21 protein-coding genes are annotated in these 18,487 nt (G+C 69.5%); 8 read left to right on the forward strand and 13 right to left on the reverse strand.

What is annotated here, in order from left to right:
• Positions 1–48 precede the first annotated feature (48 nt).
• Positions 49–1,629, reverse strand: a complete 1,581-nt coding sequence (locus ACWEKS_RS21350) for an amino acid permease (RefSeq protein ID WP_452341699.1) — start codon at positions 1,627–1,629, stop codon at positions 49–51.
• A gap of 226 nt (positions 1,630–1,855) precedes the next feature.
• Between ACWEKS_RS21350 and ACWEKS_RS21355 the strand changes: the two genes are divergently transcribed.
• The gene (locus ACWEKS_RS21355) at positions 1,856–2,545 is read left to right on the forward strand and encodes a helix-turn-helix domain-containing protein (RefSeq protein WP_452341700.1); all 690 of its coding nucleotides are present in this window, start codon (positions 1,856–1,858) and stop codon (positions 2,543–2,545) included.
• 6 nt (positions 2,546–2,551) lie between these two features.
• On the opposite strand, the gene ACWEKS_RS21360 is transcribed toward ACWEKS_RS21355, so the two are convergent.
• The gene (locus ACWEKS_RS21360; RefSeq protein WP_452341701.1) at positions 2,552–3,850 is read right to left on the reverse strand and encodes a TerD family protein; all 1,299 of its coding nucleotides are present in this window, start codon (positions 3,848–3,850) and stop codon (positions 2,552–2,554) included.
• Positions 3,851–4,023: 173 nt separating this feature from the next.
• Here ACWEKS_RS21360 and ACWEKS_RS21365 point away from each other — a divergent pair, with 173 nt between their 5' ends.
• Positions 4,024–5,652: a DHA2 family efflux MFS transporter permease subunit gene (locus tag ACWEKS_RS21365; protein WP_452341702.1), complete on the forward strand. Its 1,629-nt coding sequence runs from the start codon at positions 4,024–4,026 to the stop codon at positions 5,650–5,652.
• On the opposite strand, the gene ACWEKS_RS21370 is transcribed toward ACWEKS_RS21365, so the two are convergent.
• The 5 genes from ACWEKS_RS21370 to ACWEKS_RS21390 all read right to left on the reverse strand — a co-directional run bounded on the left by ACWEKS_RS21370 (position 5,640) and on the right by ACWEKS_RS21390 (position 8,528).
• Positions 5,640–6,128, reverse strand: a complete 489-nt coding sequence (locus ACWEKS_RS21370) for a hypothetical protein (RefSeq protein WP_452341703.1) — start codon at positions 6,126–6,128, stop codon at positions 5,640–5,642. The two genes, ACWEKS_RS21365 and ACWEKS_RS21370, sit on opposite strands and share 13 nt — an antisense overlap.
• A gap of 114 nt (positions 6,129–6,242) precedes the next feature.
• Positions 6,243–6,638, reverse strand: coding sequence for an NUDIX hydrolase (locus ACWEKS_RS21375; protein ID WP_452341704.1), 396 nt, complete (start codon positions 6,636–6,638; stop codon positions 6,243–6,245).
• A gap of 62 nt (positions 6,639–6,700) precedes the next feature.
• The gene (locus ACWEKS_RS21380; RefSeq protein WP_379397265.1) at positions 6,701–7,147 is read right to left on the reverse strand and encodes a hypothetical protein; all 447 of its coding nucleotides are present in this window, start codon (positions 7,145–7,147) and stop codon (positions 6,701–6,703) included.
• A 163-nt stretch (positions 7,148–7,310) separates the two neighbouring features.
• Complete coding sequence (locus ACWEKS_RS21385; RefSeq protein WP_452341705.1) at positions 7,311–7,841, reverse strand: hypothetical protein; 531 nt, start codon at positions 7,839–7,841, stop codon at positions 7,311–7,313.
• Between the two features lie 96 nt (positions 7,842–7,937).
• Positions 7,938–8,528, reverse strand: coding sequence for an isochorismatase family protein (locus tag ACWEKS_RS21390; protein ID WP_452341706.1), 591 nt, complete (start codon positions 8,526–8,528; stop codon positions 7,938–7,940).
• 129 nt (positions 8,529–8,657) lie between these two features.
• Between ACWEKS_RS21390 and ACWEKS_RS21395 the strand changes: the two genes are divergently transcribed.
• Positions 8,658–9,644: a GlxA family transcriptional regulator gene (locus tag ACWEKS_RS21395; protein ID WP_452341707.1), complete on the forward strand. Its 987-nt coding sequence runs from the start codon at positions 8,658–8,660 to the stop codon at positions 9,642–9,644.
• 20 nt (positions 9,645–9,664) lie between these two features.
• On the opposite strand, the gene ACWEKS_RS21400 is transcribed toward ACWEKS_RS21395, so the two are convergent.
• The 5 genes from ACWEKS_RS21400 to ACWEKS_RS21420 form a co-directional block, all read right to left on the reverse strand.
• Positions 9,665–10,462, reverse strand: a complete 798-nt coding sequence (locus ACWEKS_RS21400; protein ID WP_354836349.1) for a family 1 encapsulin nanocompartment shell protein — start codon at positions 10,460–10,462, stop codon at positions 9,665–9,667.
• 40 nt (positions 10,463–10,502) lie between these two features.
• Entirely contained in the window at positions 10,503–11,600 is a 1,098-nt protein-coding gene (locus ACWEKS_RS21405; RefSeq protein ID WP_452341708.1) for a Dyp-type peroxidase, read from the reverse strand.
• A gap of 62 nt (positions 11,601–11,662) precedes the next feature.
• Positions 11,663–11,989: a cupin domain-containing protein gene (locus ACWEKS_RS21410; protein ID WP_354836345.1), complete on the reverse strand. Its 327-nt coding sequence runs from the start codon at positions 11,987–11,989 to the stop codon at positions 11,663–11,665.
• Between the two features lie 105 nt (positions 11,990–12,094).
• Positions 12,095–12,598 (reverse strand): dihydrofolate reductase, encoded by a 504-nt coding sequence (locus ACWEKS_RS21415; protein WP_452341709.1) that lies wholly within the window; start codon positions 12,596–12,598, stop codon positions 12,095–12,097.
• Positions 12,599–12,686: 88 nt separating this feature from the next.
• Positions 12,687–13,493, reverse strand: coding sequence for a thymidylate synthase (locus ACWEKS_RS21420; protein WP_452341710.1), 807 nt, complete (start codon positions 13,491–13,493; stop codon positions 12,687–12,689).
• Positions 13,494–13,513: 20 nt separating this feature from the next.
• Here ACWEKS_RS21420 and cobF point away from each other — a divergent pair, with 20 nt between their 5' ends.
• Both cobF and ACWEKS_RS21430 read left to right on the forward strand, forming a co-directional pair.
• On the forward strand, positions 13,514–14,287 hold the full coding sequence (cobF, locus tag ACWEKS_RS21425) for a precorrin-6A synthase (deacetylating) (RefSeq protein WP_452341711.1): 774 nt from the start codon (positions 13,514–13,516) through the stop codon (positions 14,285–14,287).
• Between the two features lie 68 nt (positions 14,288–14,355).
• Positions 14,356–15,222, forward strand: coding sequence for an Fpg/Nei family DNA glycosylase (locus ACWEKS_RS21430; RefSeq protein WP_452341712.1), 867 nt, complete (start codon positions 14,356–14,358; stop codon positions 15,220–15,222).
• Between the two features lie 3 nt (positions 15,223–15,225).
• On the opposite strand, the gene ACWEKS_RS21435 is transcribed toward ACWEKS_RS21430, so the two are convergent.
• Positions 15,226–15,915, reverse strand: a complete 690-nt coding sequence (locus tag ACWEKS_RS21435) for a pyridoxamine 5'-phosphate oxidase family protein (protein ID WP_452341713.1) — start codon at positions 15,913–15,915, stop codon at positions 15,226–15,228.
• A gap of 78 nt (positions 15,916–15,993) precedes the next feature.
• On the opposite strand from ACWEKS_RS21435, the gene ACWEKS_RS21440 reads away from it, so the two are divergent.
• The 3 genes from ACWEKS_RS21440 (at position 15,994) to ACWEKS_RS21450 (ending at position 18,396) form a co-directional block, all read left to right on the forward strand.
• The gene (locus ACWEKS_RS21440) at positions 15,994–16,689 is read left to right on the forward strand and encodes a DUF4184 family protein (protein WP_452341714.1); all 696 of its coding nucleotides are present in this window, start codon (positions 15,994–15,996) and stop codon (positions 16,687–16,689) included.
• 70 nt (positions 16,690–16,759) lie between these two features.
• On the forward strand, positions 16,760–18,154 hold the full coding sequence (gene pdxR, locus ACWEKS_RS21445) for a MocR-like pyridoxine biosynthesis transcription factor PdxR (protein ID WP_452341805.1): 1,395 nt from the start codon (positions 16,760–16,762) through the stop codon (positions 18,152–18,154).
• Positions 18,151–18,396: a DUF2630 family protein gene (locus ACWEKS_RS21450; RefSeq protein ID WP_354836333.1), complete on the forward strand. Its 246-nt coding sequence runs from the start codon at positions 18,151–18,153 to the stop codon at positions 18,394–18,396. Before pdxR ends, ACWEKS_RS21450 begins: the two co-directional genes overlap by 4 nt.
• Positions 18,397–18,487: the final 91 nt, after the last annotated feature.

Raw genomic sequence — 18,487 nt, forward strand, 5'->3', positions numbered from 1 at the left:
GCAGGCGTTGGCCGGGTCTCCGGCGATATCATCGGAATATCCTGTGGATCAGGCGATTTGGGGAATGGGATCGGTGACTACGCCGCGCGCGGGGGTCACCATCCGATGCACCACCGCGCCGACCGCCACCGTGAGCAGCACGAACAGCGGTGCGGCCCAGAGCATCCACCAGCCGCCGCCGGTCGGGGTGTAGACCGCGGCGCGCGGCCAGGCCAGGTTCACCGCCATGGCGATGCCCCAGATCACCGCGAGCGCATTGATCGCAATGCCGTAGCGGCCCAGCGCGAACAGTTTCGTGCCGCCGGCGTCGCCGGCGATATCGGCGGGCCAGCCCTTGATCCGGCGCACCAGCAGCGGCACCGTGACCAGCAGGTACGCGAGGTAGAGCATGACGATGCAGACACTGGCCAGCGTCGCGAAGATGGCGGCATTGCCCAGGTTCACCACCAGCAGGCCGATACCCAGCACGCCGATCACCACGGCGGGCCACACCGGAGTGCCGAAGCGCGGATGCACCGTCGACAGCGGCTTGGCGAACGGCAGCCGCCCGTCGCGGGCCATCGAGAACAGCAGGCGCGAACCGGCCGTCTGAATCGCCAGGGTGCACACCGTGATCGCGCACGCCACGCAGGCCAGCACCACCTTGCCGGGAACGCTGGTCAGCTTGGCCTCGATCACGTACGCCAGCCCGCCACTGGCCAGCGAGCCGTCGGACAGGCTCGGTGCGGCCATGAGCGCGCCCAGCAGGATGAGTCCGCCGCCCAGCGCGGACACGGCCAGCGCCGACAGAATGGTGCGCGGCGCGACGTGCCGCGGATTCCTGGTCTCCTCGGAAAGCTCACCGGCGGAATCGAATCCGACCATGACGTAGGCGGCCATCAATCCGGAGGCCAGGAAGGCGGCCCAGTACGGCCCGGCCGCGGCCTGATCGGTGTGCGTGACCACGCCCGGCCCGCGGTCGGTGTGGGTGAAGAACACCGCGATCACCGCGATCACACCGATGATCTCGATGGTCACCCCGAGCGAGTTGATGCGCGCCATCCAGTCGATGCCCACCACATTGATGAGGGTGGTGATCACCAGCAGCACGCTGCCCAGCAGCACCGCGTTCGACGCCCCGTCGCGGGAGGTGAGATCGCTGTTCGTGCCGATGAGCTGGAATCCGGACCAGATGGTCGGCAGCACCACCTGCAGCGCGATCGCGGCCGCCGCGGCGGTGACGATCTGGGCGATGATCATCATCCAGCCGGCGAACCAGCCGACGATCTCCCCGGCCAGCCGGCGCGACCACTGATAGATGCAGCCCGAGATCGGGTAGCGGGCGGCCAGTTCCGCGAAGTTCAGCGCCACCAGGAACTGGCCCGCGAACACGATCGGCCAGGTCCAGAAGAAGGCCGCGCCTCCGAAGGAGTAGCCGAAGCCGAAGAACTGGAAGATCGTGGTCAGGATGGAGACGAAGGAGAATCCGGCCGCGAAGGAGGCGTAGCGGCCGAGCTTGCGGTGCAGCACCGGCTGATAGCCGAAGCGCGCCAGATCGGCGCTGTCCGAGCTGGTTTCGGCGCTGTTCGGGCTGGTCCCGGCGATGGCCGGTGGGGGCTGGGGAATGATGGCGTCGGCGGAGGCAACCATGGCGGTGAGTCTTTCGCGAGGCGAATATCTATCGCTTGAAAGGTTTCCGGTCGCGATCGCGGCTCAGGTGACGCCGCTGTATCGGTCGGATGGCCCGCCGTAACTTCTGTATTGCCGGTATTTCTGTCGAATGACAGGAACCTCACTGTGCAGGTCGGCCGCTCGGGTGGGCGGGCCGGCTATGCGTGTAGGCAGGCCGATGGTGCGGGTAGGACAGAATGGCAGGGTGACCCAACTCGGACCCGGCCGTCCTCGCCTCGAACCGCGCCGGCGTGCAGGCCAGACACCGCGCGCCGAAATCCTCGACGCCGCCGCCGAGTTGTTCACCAGTCACGGCTACGGCAATACCTCCACCCGCGCGGTCGCCGACGCCGTCGGCATCCGGCAGGCCTCGCTGTATCACCACTTCGCCGCCAAGGACGACATCCTCGACGCCCTGCTCGCCGAAACGGTCACCACGCCACTGGAATTGGCGGGCGTGCTGGCCGGCCGGACCGAGCCCGCGGCCGTGCGGTTGTACGCGCTGTCCTGGTACGACGTCAGCCAGCTGTGCGCCAGCCGCTGGAATCTCGGCGCGCTGTACCTGCTGCCGGAGCTGCGCAGCGAACGCTTCGCCCGCTTCCGGGAACGCCGCGACGAGCTGCGCGGCCACTACGAGACGCTGTCCGCCGCCGTGATCGCCGAGGCCGGGTCCGTCATCGCCGCGGCCGGCGCGGGCGCGGTGGCCGGGGCCGAACTGCTGCCGTTCCGGCTGGTGGAGTCGGTCATCAATATGCGCTCCGATGAGGGCGCGGCGCCGGAGTACGCCGAGCAGCTCATTCCCGACGCCATCCTGCGACTGCTCTGCTGGCCCGGTTCACTGGCCGAAACCCGGGTCGCCGCACTGGAATTGGCGCGGCGACTCGCTCCGGAGTGATCCGCGTCAGGACTTGCCCTTCGAGGTGCCCCACTTGAGGCCCCAGCCGTAGGCCTGATCCACCGCCAGCTTGCCCCAGAACCGGCGGCCCTCCGGCGGGCGCACGAACCGGCCCTCCCGCCGCACCACCAGCTCGCCGTGCACGTTCTCGATCAGTGCCAACACCATCTCGCGCGAATCATCCTGGCAGCCACCGACTTCCATTTCGATCGGCGGCGTATTGCGGGGGAACAGGGTCGCGGTGGCGTGCACGCCACGGAAGTCCTGCGCGCCCTCGTAGAGCGAGGCGAATACCAGGATGCGGCGGAAATCCGCGATGTGATCGAGGTTGATGGACAGGTTCTCGCCGGTCGCGCTGCCGCCGGTGCGATCGTCGCGATCCAGCGCGATGAACGGCGGCTTGTACAGATCGCCGAAGGTGTCCAGCGCGCTGATACAGCCCCTCGACCCGTCGGCCAGTTCCCAGAACGCGCACAGATCCAGGTCGAGCCCGCCGTTCGCCCGCTTGCGCCCGAACAAACCACCCGAGCTCGGCACCGACCAGTTCAGGTTGACCCGCATGATCCCGCCGGTCGCGCCCTGCTTGGTCAGCGAGACCGCCGGAGCCTCCTTGGTCAGCGAGATCTTGCCGGTGTTCGGCCGGGGTGCAGGCGTCGGCGGCGGCCCGAAATTGTGTTGCGGCGCCGGCACCGGCTGCGGGGGAGCGATCGGCGGTCGGGTGGCCGCGGGCTGGGGCGAGGTGACCGGCTGCGGGGGCGTGAGGGGCTGCGGTGTATTCGGCTGCGGGGCAGGCGCTTCATCGACCGAGATGCCGAAATCGGTTGCCAGCCCTGCCAATCCGGAGTCGTAGCCCTGACCGACCGCGCGGAACTTCCAGCCGCCGTCGCGGCGATACAGCTCGCCGAGTACGAAGGCGGTCTCCGAGGTGGCGTCGGTGCTGTCGAAGCGGGCCAGCTCCACGCCGCCCGTATCCACCAAACGCACGTGCAGGCCCTGGAATTGGGCGAAGGTGCCGCCGTCGGCCGAGGCCGCGAGCACGATGGCGTCGATCTGCGGTTCCACCCGGCCCAGGTGCACCGAGAGGGCGTCCACGATCAGCGGTCCCGTCTGCTTGCCGTGGTGGCGGACCGCGCCCGACGCGTGCAGCGGCTGGTTGTAGAAGACGAAATCGGCGTCCGAGCGCACCCGGCCGCTCGACAGCAGCAGTGCGGAGGCGTCGGCGTCGGGAACCCCGGGTCCCGACTGCCACCCCAGTTCGATCCGAATCTCGGACACCACCACCGGAACGTTGGAACCCTTCAGCATCGACACACGATCCAACGTATCCGATCCGGACATCCGCCGTTCAGAGGTCACCTCTCGGCAAATATTCGGCTGCCCAGCCGCCTCGACATACACTGTTGAACGGACAATTGGCGCATAGGCGGCTAACGGATAATCGGACTCTTCGGACGGCTGTTCAGCGGCGGGAGCGACGAATGACGGAAACGCAGCTCGACCTGGGTCGCAACAAATGGATCACCCTCGGTGTCCTGGCGCTGGGACTGTCCATGGTGGTGCTGGACGGCACCATCGTCGCGGTCTCCCTGCCCGTCATCATCGACCAATTGCGATTGAATTTCACTCAGGCGCAATGGATCAACAGCATCTACGCGGTCGTGCTGGCCGCGCTGCTGATCACCAGCGGCCGCCTCGGCGACCGGCTCGGACGGCGCAGGATGTTCGCCCTGGGCGTGGTGATCTTCGTACTCGGCAGCGTGCTCTCCGCAGCAGCGCACAGCGCCTGGCCCCTGCTCCTCGGACGCACCGTGCAGGGCATCGGCGCGGCCGGTGTCCTGCCCGGCACGCTGGCCACCATGAACGCCCTCTTCCGGGGCCGTGACCGGGTGATCGCCTTCGCGGTCTGGGGCTCGGTCGTCTCCGGTGTCGCCGCCATCGGCCCGCTGCTGGGCGGCTGGCTCACCACCTACTTCACCTGGCCGTGGATCTTCCTGGTGAACCTGCCGCTGGGCGCGGTGGTGCTGATCGGGCTGGTGCTGTACGTCCCGGAGACCCGCATGGGCAAGGCCGCGCCGGGCCTGGACGTGGACGGATTCCTGCTCAGCGCAGCGGGTTTCGCGCTGCTGGTGTTCGCGCTCATCGAGGGTCAGACCTACGGCTGGGGGAAGCCGCTGCGGGAATTCCCGCTCGTCGGGTGGAACTGGCCGGCCAGCGCGCCGGTCTCGCTGATCCCGATCCTGCTGGTGCTCGGGGTGGTGGCGCTGTACCTGTTCATCCGCTGGGAGCAGCACCGCCGTCTGATCGGCCGCTCGGCGCTGCTGGATCCCGCGCTGTTCCGGATCCCCAGCTTCCGCTGGGGCAATATCACCGCGTTCCTGGTGGCGCTCGGCGAATTCGGCCTGCTGTTCGTGCTGCCGCTGTTCATGGTGAACGTGCTCGGGCTGTCCACCCTCGGCGCGGGCTATGTGCTGGCCGCCATGGCGGTCGGCGCGCTCCTGGCCGCGGGGCTCGCCGAGCGGCTGGTGCGCCGGTTCGGACCGGTGCGGGTGGTGCAGCTGGGCCTCGTCTTCGAGGCCGTCGCCGTGGTGCTGGCCGCGCTGTTCGTCACCCCGCACATTTCCGGCTGGTGGCTGGCGGTGCTGCTGATCGGGTACGGCATCGGGCTGGGGATGGCCTCCGCGCAGCTGACCGGGACCGTGCTCGCCGATGTGCCGCCGGAGCAGTCGGGCCAGGGATCGGCCGCCCAGTCCACGGTGCGGCAGATCGGTTCGGCCTTCGGTACCGCGGTGATCGGTGCGCTGCTGTCGGCGGCGCTGGCCCACGATCTGCCCAAACGGCTCGCACACGTGCCCGATCTGCAGAAGCCGGCCGCCGACACCCTCGCCACCGCGACCCGGCAGTCGGCCGGTGGGGCCATCAGCGGGTTGCGGGACCACCACGGCGCCGCGGCCATCGTGGACGCGCTGAGCCGGGCCTTCACCGACTCCACCCGGACCGCGCTGCTGGCCGCGGCGCTGTTCCTGCTCGTCGGCCTGGCCTCGGCCGCCCTCATCCCGAACCGGCCCTACCCGGCGGCGGACGAGGACGAGGAGGCTCAGAGCAGCTGACCGTCGAGGCACATCCCGGACGAGCGGGTGGACGTCCTCGGTTGCACCACACCGGGGTCGAAGGTCCACTGCGAGACCGGGCCCGCCGACTTCCACAGCAGGCCGCCGCTGGTCGGGACCGCCTCGAAGACGTCCCCGACACCGGGGATGAGCTGATCGCCGACGCAGTAGTCGTCGTAATCGGTGCCGGGCTGGCGCGCCCCCGCGCTGAAGCGGCCCGCCGGATTGGCATCCGCCCCGGGATTCGGCACGGTGCTCCCGCCCGCCGCGCCGCCCCGGTACCAGTGCGGACCGGCTGCGTCGCTGCCGCAGGTGAAGGCCGAGCCGCCCGCCACCACCTGTGACCCCTGCGGGTGCGCGCCGCCCGCCCACAGGCAGTCGGCGCCGGAGTCGAAACGGGTGTCCGCCACGGTGCCGAAGCCGAGGCCACCCGCGGCCAGCACGGCCGTCGCGAGCAGAGTAAGCGGTTTGATCACTGCAATCACCCTTGATTCGGTGCGATCCGGAATCCGGACCGGCGCATCTCGGGGCGCGGATCCGGTTGGCGTAGTTGCCATTCAGAAGTAGCGCGGGTGGTTACAGTGCGAGGGTCAGTCGATCAGGCCGAGCCCGTGCAGCCGCCGGAAGACCAGCAGCGAGCCGGGGGCGACCGCGTTCATGGCGGCGTATTCGCCGAGGGTGAACCAGCGCAGTTCGGCGATCTCCCCGGAGGGGCGCGGCTCGTCGGTGAGCTCGCCGAGGAAGCAGGTCATGTGCAGGCGGGTGCCGGGCGCGTGCCCGTAGGCCTCCGCCTCGAACACGCCCAGCTCGCTGACGCCGGTGGCGGCCACCCCGAGTTCCTCGTGAATCTCCCTGTGCAGGGCCATCTCCGGGGTCTCACCCGGATCGATCTTGCCGCCCGCCATATAGAAGACGTCCTTGCCGGTGGACCGGGTCTGCAACATGCGACGATCCCGGATATGCGCCAGTGCCGCGGTGCGAATCACCCGTCCCACCCTAGCCAGCCGCGGTAGCGCGGAGGCGCGGGCGCGGTGTCATCGGGCCGGTGTCAGCAGGCCACGGTCCGCAGCCGCGCCCGGTCGCCGGCCGCGACGGCGCGCACGGCCGCGGCGATGGCGACCACCGGCGGCACCCAGCGCGCCTCGTGGGGCATGACGCTCCACGCGGTCCCGCGGCCGGGCTGCGGCAGCGGGACCCGGTCACCGTCGGTGTGCACGATCGCCCCCGCGGCGCGCAGGCTCTCGATGGCCCGTGCGGCCTTGGCCACGCCGACGACCAGATGGATTTCCCGCCGCTGCGGACCCGGGACCTCGATGACCGGTCCGGAGAGGTTGTTGGCGCGCAGGTACCGGCGCACCCCGGCAGCGACGGACCCGGTGAGTTCGATGGCCGCGATCTGCTCGCCGGTGATCAAGTCGACGCCGTCGCCGGTCGTCTCGATCGTCCATCCATACTGGCGGAAGTCCTCCGCCACAACGCTCAACGCCACGATCATCACCCTCACACCTACGGCTGTGCATCCGATCCGCCGTGGCTGTGAGGTTCCGTAGAGGACGCTGCGATCACCAGCCACACCAAGGATTCTCGCGCTGTGACCGGGGCGGACGCATCGTCCGGTGGTCGCCGGTCGCTCAGGGAGATCCCCTAGGTGTGCGGGCTCAGCGGGTGGGCGGGGCGATCTTCCAGTGCCGCTGTAGGGCGTCGGCGATCTCCGGCAGGATGGTCACCGGAATCCGCTTGTGCCGCAACATGGTTCGGATCTCGTCGACCTGTTCATGCTTGCGCATGTCGTAGGCGTTGGCGATGGGCCGCTGCACCGGCGGGATGGACAGCAGCACCAGTTCCCGATGCGGCTCGTCGCCGCCGTTGAGATCCAGCGCGAGGGTCCAGCGGCCCTTCTCGCCCAGCGCGAACCGTCCGGCCACCACCCGATCCCACGCCACCGTCGAGGCGCCCCACGGGGTCCGCCGCACGATCGCATCCTCGGTCAGCTCCACCCGGTCCCGCCCGAACAGCGCGACCATCAGCCCCACCGCGACGGCCGCGCCGAAGAACAGTCCGGTGAACACCCGATGCAGCCCGAAAACCCCGACCGTGCCCGCACAGACGACGGCCACCGCGAGTATCCCCGCGGCCACGTACCCGGCCATGCGCCGCCCCGGCACCACGCCCGCCCGCACCATCGTCATTCCGCCTCCCGAAACCGACTGCCGGTCACCGTACCCGCCGGTGCGCATCGCCGATGAATTCGACGCGGACGGGTGATACCCGGACGGCCCCGCGGGTCAGTTCAGCTCGGCGGCGGAGGCCACGACGACACCGTAGAGATCGGCGATGGTGGCCAGCGCGCTGTCGTGCAGCTGTGCCGCGGTCACCTCGCCGACGGCCGACTTCAGGGGGCGGGTGGCGCAGGCATCGGCCACGACGGTGGGGTGGTTGCCGCGCAGGAAGGCGCCCTCGGTGGTGAAGGTGACGCACATGTGGGTCATGAAGCCGGCGATGATCAGGTTCTTGTTGCCCGCGGCGTCCACCCGGGCGGCCAGGTCAGTGTCGTGGAAGCTGTTCGGAACCTGTTTGACGACAACGGGTTCGCCGTCGGCCGGGGCCACGGCGGGGTGGATCGCGCCGATCTCGGCGGTGATGTCGTAGGGGGTGCCGGGGCCGCCGTCGTTGACGATGTGGATGATCGCCGAGCCGGCCCGGCGGGCGCGGGCCAGCAGGCCGGCGGCGGCGTCGAGGGCGGGCTGCCACCCGGTCAGCTCCATCACGCCGCGGGTGTAGGTGTTCTGGTAGTCGACGAGGATCAGGGTCGCGTCGGCCAGGGTGGCCGGGGTCTGATCGAAGCCGCTGAGGTCACGCAGGGTCTGCGCGGGCATGGAGATCCTCCTGGGTTTGCACATCCGAACCGCCCTGTGCGGTGGACGTTTTCCACGCTATGGGCCGGCGGGCGTGTCGGAAATGTCATGTAGCCTGCAGATTCGGACATGCCGAGGGAGGGAGGAACCGTGGCTGCACCGGCGCGATTCGTCGTCATCGTGCTCTTCGACCGGGTCGATCTGCTGGATGTGACCGGGCCGCCGGAGGTTTTCGCGCTGCTCCAGCGAGAGATGAACGGGGACACCGGGTACCAGGTGGCGCTGGCCGCCGAGACCCTCGACCCCGTCACCACCTCCGCCGGAGTCCGAGTGCTGCCCGACAACACCTTCGCCGACCTCGCCGGGCGCGCGATCGACACGCTGGTGGTGCCCGGCTCGGTGGAGGTGGACGGCGACGGCCGGGTGCGCGCGCTCAGCGACCCGCGGGTGGTGGCGTGGGTGGCGAAGCTGGCCGCCGACAGCCGCCGCGTCGCCTCGGTCTGCGTCGGCGCGCACATTCTCGCCGACGCCGGGCTGCTGGACGGCAAGCGCGCCACCACCCACTGGTCCACCGCGCAGCAGCTCGCGGCGGAACATCCGGCCGTCACCGTGGACGCCGATCCGATCTTCATCCGCGACCAGAACGTCTGGACCGGTGCGGGACTCACCGCCTGCCTGGACCTGGCCCTGGCACTGGTCGCCGACGATTTCGGCGACGCCCTCGCACTGCGCGTGGCACGGCAGCTGGTCATGTTCCTGAAAAGGCCCAGCGGGCAGAGCCAGTTCAGCGTGTCACTCGAACCCATCTCGACCACGCGCCGGATCGACGACCTGCGCCACTACATCGCCCGCCATCTCGCCGAGCCGTTGACGGTCGCGGATCTGGCAGCGCAGGCCCATGTCAGCGAACGGCAGCTGACCCGCATCTTCAAGACCGATCTCGGCGCCACCCCGGCGGCCTATATCGAGTCCGCCCGAGTCGAATTCGCGCGCAATCAGCTCGAGACGACCGATCACACGCTCGAACGGGTGGCGACCCTGAGCGGTTTCAACACCACCGACACCCTCACCCGGGCCTTCCGGCGCGTACTGGACACCACGCCGACGGAGTATCGAAACCGCTTCCGGCTCACCTAGTTTCGTCCCGGATCAGCTGGTCACGCCTCGAGCGGGACCGCCGCCTCGGCGGTGTACACCAGGAACGTCAGGCTCTCCTGGAAGTACAGCTGCACCGTCTCGGCATCGTGCGAGAGATAGCCGATGGACAGATCCTGGCCGATCTGCAGATCGAAATCGCCACCGCGCGTGGACAGGACGAACGCGCCGTCGATGGCCGGCGCCCAGATGATGTCACCGTCGATGAGCCGCTCGATATGGGTGCGGATCGGGTGCCCGTGATCGGAGGTCTCGCTCACCGCGGTGTACAGATCCGCCGACAGCAGCACCGAGTACGGCCCGTCCACACCCGCCAGCCGCAGCTTGCTCAGCGCCTGCGCGACCGCCTCCGGGGCCAAGCGCGGGTCGCCGGGCAGCTTCACCGGCTCGCACGAGGTGGAGGCCCGGACGCCGATGATCCCGGCCGCCGGATAGCCCTCGAAAATGGCGCGGTCCTCGGCGAAGGCGATCTTCTTGGCCGCGGTCTTCACCGGATCCAGATCGGCGTCGTGCGCGCCGCGCTCGATATTGTCCAGCTCCTCGCGGGAGAGCGTGAACGGCACCCGCAGCTCCACCAGCGGCAGCACCACGCGCTGGCGGGCCTGCACCCCGTCACCGGGGGAGGTGATGGTGGAGGTACGGCCCAGTCCGGCGGCGGAGTAGTCGGTGCCGTGCGGGCCGGACAGATCGACCACGCGGCGACCGGCGATGTGCCGCTTGAAGGTTCGCGTCGCCTCCTCCTCGATGGCCGACCAGGCCTCCGAGGTGATGGGCGCGAGTTCGCGATGCAGGTTGTTCATGCGTCAGCTCCGTTCGGTTCAACGATTCCGTAGCGGCGGTTCAACGATTGCGTAGGGCCCCGATGCCGAGGGATCCTGTGTCCAATTTGCCTCCGCTTCGCTCCGGCTGTCCGCGGCCCTGCAAGCTCGATTCTTCCCTCCTCCGCTCCTCCGCTTCGCTCCCCCGCTCCAAGCGCGGGGAGGCGGAGCGCAGTCCAGAATCGAGCCGGGCCGCGGACGCGGTGGGTGCATCCGGCAGTGCGTCGAAAAAACCTGCGGGCGGGGCGAAGAACGAGGTGCCGGTGACCGCCGTGGAGAAATCCAGGATGCGGTCGTAGGCGGCGTCGGCCGTGCCCAGGAACATGCGGACCAGCATGTTCTCGGTGATGGCGGGGTCGTCGGCGTAGGCGATGTAGTAGGTGCCGAATTCGCCGTCCTGGATCGAGCCGAACGGCATATTGGCACGCACGATATTGCCGATCTCGTCCTGATCGTTCACGGCCACATGCGAATTCGCGGGCTTGTCGGCGTCGGACAGTTCGAAGTCGTCGAGTTTCGTTCGCCCGATGACCTTTTCCTGTTCGGTGGTGGACAGCGCCTTCCACGAGCCCAGATCGTGCAGGTACTTCTGCACGATGACGTAACTGCCACCGGCGAACTCGGGATCCTCGTCGCCGACCAGCGCGGCGGTGGCGGCGAGCCGGCCCTCCGGATTCTCGGTGCCGTCCACGAATCCGAGCAGATCGCGCTGCTCGAAATAGCGGAAGCCGACCGTCTGATCCACGATGGTGGCCGCGCCGGACAGCCGCTCGGCGATCTTCATCGCCAATTCGAAACAGGCGTCCTGGGTTTCGGCCTTGAGATGGAACAGCAGGTCGCCCGGCGTGGCCGGGGCCTGGTGCCGCTCACCGATGAAACCCGGAAACTCGTGCAGCTGTGCGGGTTTCGGCCCGGAGAACAGGCGGTCCCAGGCGGCGGACCCGATGCTGGTGATGCACGCGAGGCCGGATCCGGGCACCCGGAATCCGACGGAGCGGCGCAACCCGGGCAGATCTGCGAGCAAATCCCGCGCCACCGACTCGCCACCTTCGTCGATGGTGACGACGAGGAAGATCGCGGCCGGTGTGAGCGGGTCGAGGATCGGCTGTGGCTCACCCATGGGCACCACCTTATGCGGTGCGGCCGACCGCCGACCCGTCCGGTATGCCCGCGTCCCCCGGACTATTTGGCGACGGTCAGCAGAAATGCCACGTCATCGATGGCTTTCACGCTGTGGCGGGCGTTGGGGATCACAATCAGGTCACCCGCCGAGCCCTTCCACTCGTTGGTGCCGCTGATCACCACCAGCACCCCGCTCAGCACCACGAGGGTCGCCTCGCCCGGATTCTCGTGCTCGGCCAGCGTCTGTCCGGCCGTCATCGCGATGACCGTCTGGCGCAGGGTGTGGGTGTGGCCGCCATAGATGGTCAACGAACTGCGCCCGCTCGAGGCGGTGGCCGCCAGCTTCAACTGCTGGCGGGCAACCGCGGTCAGCGATTTCTTGTCCATGGACTGCCTTTCGCCGGAATATCGCTGAGTATGCCGGACGCACCCGGGCCGATCGGCGGTTTCGAGGCGGTGTTTGCAGGAATTGCCGGACTAGGAATACAGGCGTTACCGCAAGCCCGGGGTGGCGCGGCGATAGCGGCGGAAGCGATACCGCAGACCCGTCGACGACTCGCGCCAGTCGGCCGCATCCGTCTGCCAGGCGCGATCGATGGCCGGCGCCAGGGTGTCGCCGTCGATGTCCGCGTCGATCTCGGTGACCATCAGCTCGGTCGCGAAAGACATTGCGGCACGGTAGATCTCGCCGCCGCCCATGATCCACACCGACTTCTCGCCGGTCATGTGCAGGGCCTCGGCCAGCGAGCCCGCCCGCTCCGCCCCGGCCTCGGACCAGTCCGCCTGCCGGGTCACGACGATATTGCGGCGGCCGTCGAGCGGACGGAAGCGTACCGGCAGCGAATCCCAGGTCTTGCGGCCCATGATCACCGGATGCCCGAAGGTGACGTCCTTGAAATGCGCCATGTCCTCGGGCACGCGCCACGGAATCGTGTTGTCCCGCCCGATGATTCCCCTCGGCGTCTGGGCCCAGATCAGCCCGATGGTCCGGCTCATGCTGTGCCCGCCGGGTATGAGCTGGGGGCCTCCATGGTTACACTCCGCAAGCGCGGGGAGGTGGAGCGGCGCCTCCGGCCCTGGCCACTCATACCGCCACCGGCGCCTTGATGGCCGGATGATGCTGGTAGCCCTGGATTTCCACGTCCTCGTACGCGTAGTCGAACAGCGTGGGCGCGGGCCGCAGGTGCAGCTGCGGGAACGGGTAGGGCTCGCGGGTCAGCTGCTCGCGCACCTGGGCCAGGTGATTGTCGTAGATGTGCACATCGCCGCCGGTCCAGATGAAGTCACCGGGCTGCAGCTCGGTCTGCTGGGCCACCATGTGGGTCAGCAGCGCGTAGCTGGCGATATTGAACGGGACGCCCAGGAACAGGTCCGCACTGCGCTGATACAGCTGGCACGACAGCTTGCCGTCGGCCACATAGAACTGGAAGAAGGCGTGGCAGGGGGCCAGCGCCATTTTGTTCAGCTCGGCCACGTTCCACGCCGAGACGATGATGCGCCGCGAATCCGGATCGGTGCGCAGCGTCTGCAGCACCTGCGAGATCTGATCGATGTGGGTGCCGTCCGGGGTCGGCCAGGACCGCCACTGCACGCCGTAGACCGGGCCCAATTCGCCCTGCGCGTCGGCCCATTCGTCCCAGATGGTGACGCCGTGTTCCTGCAGCCACCGCACATTGGAGTCACCGCGCAGGAACCACAGCAACTCGTAGACGATCGACTTGAGGTGCACCTTCTTGGTGGTGATCAGGGGAAAGCCCTGCGACAGGTCGTAGCGCAGCTGATGCCCGAAAATGCTGCGGGTGCCGGTTCCGGTCCGATCCGCCTTGGCGGTGCCGGACTCCAGCACCAGTCGGAGCAGGTCCTCGTACTGGGTATCTCGGGCGCTCTCCACGCCTGGCAAGCTTACGCACCGTGCGGAAGTTGTTTGTGATCGGAATCGGGGCGGGGGACCCGGACCAGGTGACGGTGCAGGCCATCAAGGCGATGTGCCAGGTAAACGTGTTTTTTCTCATCGGCAAGGGGGCCGAGAAGCAGGAGCTCACCGACGTGCGGTCGGCCATCCTGGCCGAGTACGCGCGCCAGCCGCACTCGATAGTAGAGATCGTCGACCCGCCGCGCGACCGGGGCGTGCCCGCCAGCGGCGCGGACGCCGTCTACCAGGGCGCGGTCGCGGACTGGCACGAGGCGCGGGCCGAGCTGCTGGAGCGGGCCTTCACGGAAACCGACGGGGTGGGCGGCATCCTCGTGTGGGGCGACCCGTCGCTGTACGACAGCACGCTGCGCATCGTCGAGCGGGTGCTCGAACGCGAGCGCATCCAGTTCGAGTACGAGGTGATTCCCGGCGTCACCAGCGCGCAGGCGCTGGCCGCCGCGCACCGCATCGTGCTGCACGAGATCGGCGAGCCGCTGCACATCACCACCGGGCGGCGGCTGCGTGAGGAGGGGCTGGTCCCGGGGCAGTCCACGCTGGTGATGCTGGACGGCGAGTGCTCGTTCACGCAGGTGCCGGGCGACGATGTCTACATCTGGTGGGGCGCGTACCTGGGCATGCCCGACGAGGTGATCGTGGAGGGCCCGCTGCGCGTGGTCGAGGGCCGTATCGCCCGCCGGCGGGCGGCCCTGCGCGAGGCCAAGGGCTGGATCATGGACATCTACCTGCTGCGGCAGGCGGGCGCCGCGCGCTGAATCCGCCGGGTGTCGGGGTGTGCGGTTAGGGTGGACGACGGAAATGGTCGCCCATTGGAGGAGATCCGTTGCCCGAACTACCGGAGATTGTGGCGCTCGAGCAGTTCCTGGCCGAGCATGCGGTGGGGGCGGTGGTCGGGCGGGTCGACGTGGCGGCCCTGAGCGTGCTGAAGACCTTCGATCCGCCGGTGACCGCGCTGTCGGGGCGCGACGTGACCGGGGTGGGGCACTGGGGCAAGCACCTCGGATTGGATTGCGACGGGCTGTGGTTGATCACGCACCTGTCGCGCGGCGGCTGGCTGCGGTGGATCGACGAGCCCGGGGTCGGTCCGCCCAAGCCCGGCAAGGGACCGCTGGCCCTGCGCGTGCACTTCTTCACTCCTGAAGGCGCCACCCCCGCTTTCGATCTCACCGAGGCCGGCACCAAGAAGCGGCTGGCCGTGTGGGTCACCGGCGATCCGCTCTCGGTGCCCGGCATCGCGCGGCTGGGACCCGACGCCCTGGCCGTGAGCGAACCGGAATTCGCCGAGATCCTGCGCGGCACCTCGCAGCGCGTCAAGAACGCGCTCACCGATCAGAGCCTGCTGGCCGGTATCGGCAATGCCTACTCCGACGAAATCCTGCACACCGCAAGGCTTTCGCCGTTCGCCGCCTCCGGCTCGCTGGACGCCGGACAGGTGGCGCGCCTGTATGCGGCCATGCGTGCCACGCTGTCCGACGCCATCCTGCGCTCGGTGGGCCAGGACGCCGCCCGCCTCAAGGGCGAGAAGCGTTCCGGTTTCCAGGTGCACGCCCGCACCGGCCTGCCGTGCCCGGTGTGCGGCGACACCGTCCGCGAGGTCTCCTACGCGGACAAGTCGTTCCAGTACTGCCCGACCTGCCAGACCGGCGGCAAGATCCTGGCCGACCGCCGCATGTCCCGGCTGCTGAAGTAGCCCCTAGACCACGGCCACCGCGTCGGTGCGGCGGTCCAGCACGTGTGCCGGAATCTCCACTCCCGCTTCCAGATCCGCGGCCGGGATCGGGGCATCGAAGACCTGACGCAGCGGCAGGACGCCGGCCCAGACGCCACCGGTGTCGATATCGGCCTGCTCGTCGCGCGGGCCGCCGGTGCGGACCTTGACCGAGGCCTCGGTCAGGTCGAGGGCCAGGACCATGGTCGCGGCCAGCTCCTTCTTGTTCGGCGAGCGGACCGCGTCCCACGCGCCGGGTGCGGCCTGTTCGACGATGACGCGCAGCGCGTGCCTGCGCTCGTCCGGGTCGGTCAGCTCGACCGGCCGGGCGTGGATGACCGCCGAGCGGTAGTTCATGGAGAAGTGCATGGCGGAGCGGGCGTAGACGATGCCGTCCACGTGCGTCACGGTCAGCGAGACGTCGCCGGTCAGGGCGGCCCGCAGATTGCCGGAGCCGGTGGAGCCGTGCAGGTACAGCGTGTCGCCGTCGCGGCCGTAGATGGTCGGGATGACCACCGGGCTGCCGTTCAGGACCACGCCCAGGTGGCAGATGAGCCCGGCGTCGAGGACCGCGTCCAGTTCGGCGCGCTCGGTGCGACCCCGCTCCTTGGACCGGGTGAGGCTGCTGCGCGGGGTCGGTGACAATGGGGTCCGGTTCGAAGCTGTCTCACTCATAGGACCAGTTTCGAGGGGGAAATGGCATTCCTGAATAGCCAATTCTCCGCAAGATGTACAGACCACTTGGGGGGATCCGTGCCGTTCACGCTCGCACATCCGGCCGCTGTGCTGCCCATGCGCCGGGTGCTCTGGTTTCCAGGACTTGTCGCGGGGAGCATCGCGCCCGACCTTCCGTACTACCTGCGGATAGGCGTGGATGGCGAGTTGACGCATGCGCTCCGGGGGCTTCCGGTGGACGTGCTGCTGGGCGCGATCCTGGTGGCCATCGGGTGGGCGCTGCGCGGCACCGTCTCGGGCATGATCGGCAAGGAGATCACCGCGAGTAGGCCGGGGCCGGTGGCGGCGGTGGCGGCTCTCCTCATCGGGGCGCTCACCCACCTCGCCTGGGATGCCTTCACTCATACCGACGGTCCGGCCGTGCGTCATTGGGACGTGTTGCGGGAGTCCGTGATCGGACCGCACCGGGTGTACAACGTGATCGGCTACATCTCCTCGATCGGCGGAATGCTGCTGCTCGCGGGCTATTTCGCCGCCTGGTACCGGCGAGCCCGGCCGGTCGCGCCGGATCCCCGGCGCGCCCTGGTGCTGGCTGCGTTGCTCGCGGTGGCGGTGCTCGCCGGTCTCGTCGCCCGAACCGATCCGGTGGCGCACGTCAGTCTCTACGACTGCGTGCGGCACGTGCTGATCTACGCAATCACCAGCGCTGCAACGGGTTTCGTGGTGTACGCGGTCGTTTCCACGGCAACTTCGGCCGCCAGGGGACATCGTTGATCGCACTGTCGTGCGCGGAGTGGCATTCTGATATCCACCAGTTGCCGGATGATCAGGAGGCCACTTGCGAGTGAATCGGCTGGTCGACGACGATCTACCGTTCATCGTCGAACGGGACAGCGGCGTGCCGCTGGCCGTTCAGGTGGCCGACGGACTGCGCCGGGCCGCCACCACCGGTGCGCTGCGCGGCGGTGATCGGCTGCCGTCCTCCCGTGAGCTGGCCAATCGGCTGGGGGTGAGCCGGACCGTCGTCACCGCCGCCTACGACCAGTTGCACGCCGAGGGCTGGCTGGACGGGCGGCACGGCTCGGGCACCTACCTGACGGCCGCGCCGGCACCGGTCGGCGCGCAGACCGGCGGGCCCGACCTGCCCGAACCGCTGGCGGGACTGCTGGATCTCGGCGCGGGCGCGCCGTCCATCGAGGCCATCGACCCCGCCGCCTGGCGGCGGGCGTGGCGGGCCGCCTCGGATCGAATGCCGTTGATCCGCAAGGACCGGCGCGGGGAGCCCGACTATCGGGAGGCCGTCGCCGAACACCTGCTGCGGCATCGCGGGCTGGGCGCGGGCAGTGGGACCACCGTGCTGGCCACCGCCGGAACCAGCGCGGCCGCAGGCGAACTCGCGGCGGCGCTGCTGCGGCCCGGCGACGTGGTGGCCATCGAGGATCCCGGCTATCAGCGGGCGGCCGGGGCGTTCCGGGCGGCGGGCATGCGGCCGGTCCCGGTGCCCGTGGACGCCGAGGGCCTGCGGGTGGAGCTGCTACCCGAGGACGCGCGCCTGGTGTATTGCACTCCCGCGCACCAGTTTCCGCTCGGCGCGCGCATGCCCGCCGCCCGCCGGGTCGAGCTCATCGAATTCGCCCGCCGCACCGGCGCACTCGTGGTCGAGGACGACTACGACGGCGAACTGCGGTACGACACCGCGCCGCTGCCACTGCTGGCCACCCTGGCCCCCGATGTGGTCGTACATCTGGGCACCACCAGCAAGATCCTCACGCCCACCCTCGGCATCGGCTGGCTGGTGGCGGATCCGGCCGTCGCCGCGGCGGTGCTCGCCCATCGCGAACTCACCGGCACCGGTCCGGCCCCGGCGGGGCAGCAGGTGGTGGCCGAACTGGCCCGGCACGGTGACCTGGCCCGGCATCTGCGCCGCCTGCGCCGCGACATGCCGGCCCGCCGCGCCCTGGTGGTGGACGAGCTGCGCGGCCGTGGCCTGGACGTGCGTGGCGATGACGCCGGATCACACGTCTTCGTGCCGCTCGCCGCCCCGGAGCAGGAGGACCGCGCGGTGGCCACCGCCCGCGAGCTCGGCGTCCACCTCGACGCGCTGGCCCGCCACCATCTGGGCGCCCGGCACACCTTCGGCATCGCCCTCGGATATGCCGCGCTGCCTGCGGCGGAGCTGCCACGCGCGGTTCGGTCGGCGGGGACGGCGCTGGCCCGGGTCGTAGAGTGGTCCGCATGACCGAAAAGGACATCCACGCGCGCATCAAGGAACTCGTGGATCGTGAGCACGAGCTCCGGGCCAAGACCACCGGTGGCGAACTCGACCCCGAGGCCGAGCGCCGCCAGCTGGCCGAGATCGAGGTCCAGCTCGACCAGTGCTGGGACCTGCTGCGTCAGCGCCGCGCCCGCATGGACCAGGGGCGCAACCCCGACGAGGCCCAGGTCAACCCCGCCCGCCAGGTCGAGGGCTACCTGCAGTAACCGCCCACCCCGCCGTCCGGCCGTTCCCGCCGGCCGGCGGGTCGTCCGTTCCCGCCACCCTCTGCTCCGTGGTCCGAGGCCCTGGGAGCCC

The organism is Nocardia sp. NPDC004711, assembly GCF_053601595.1.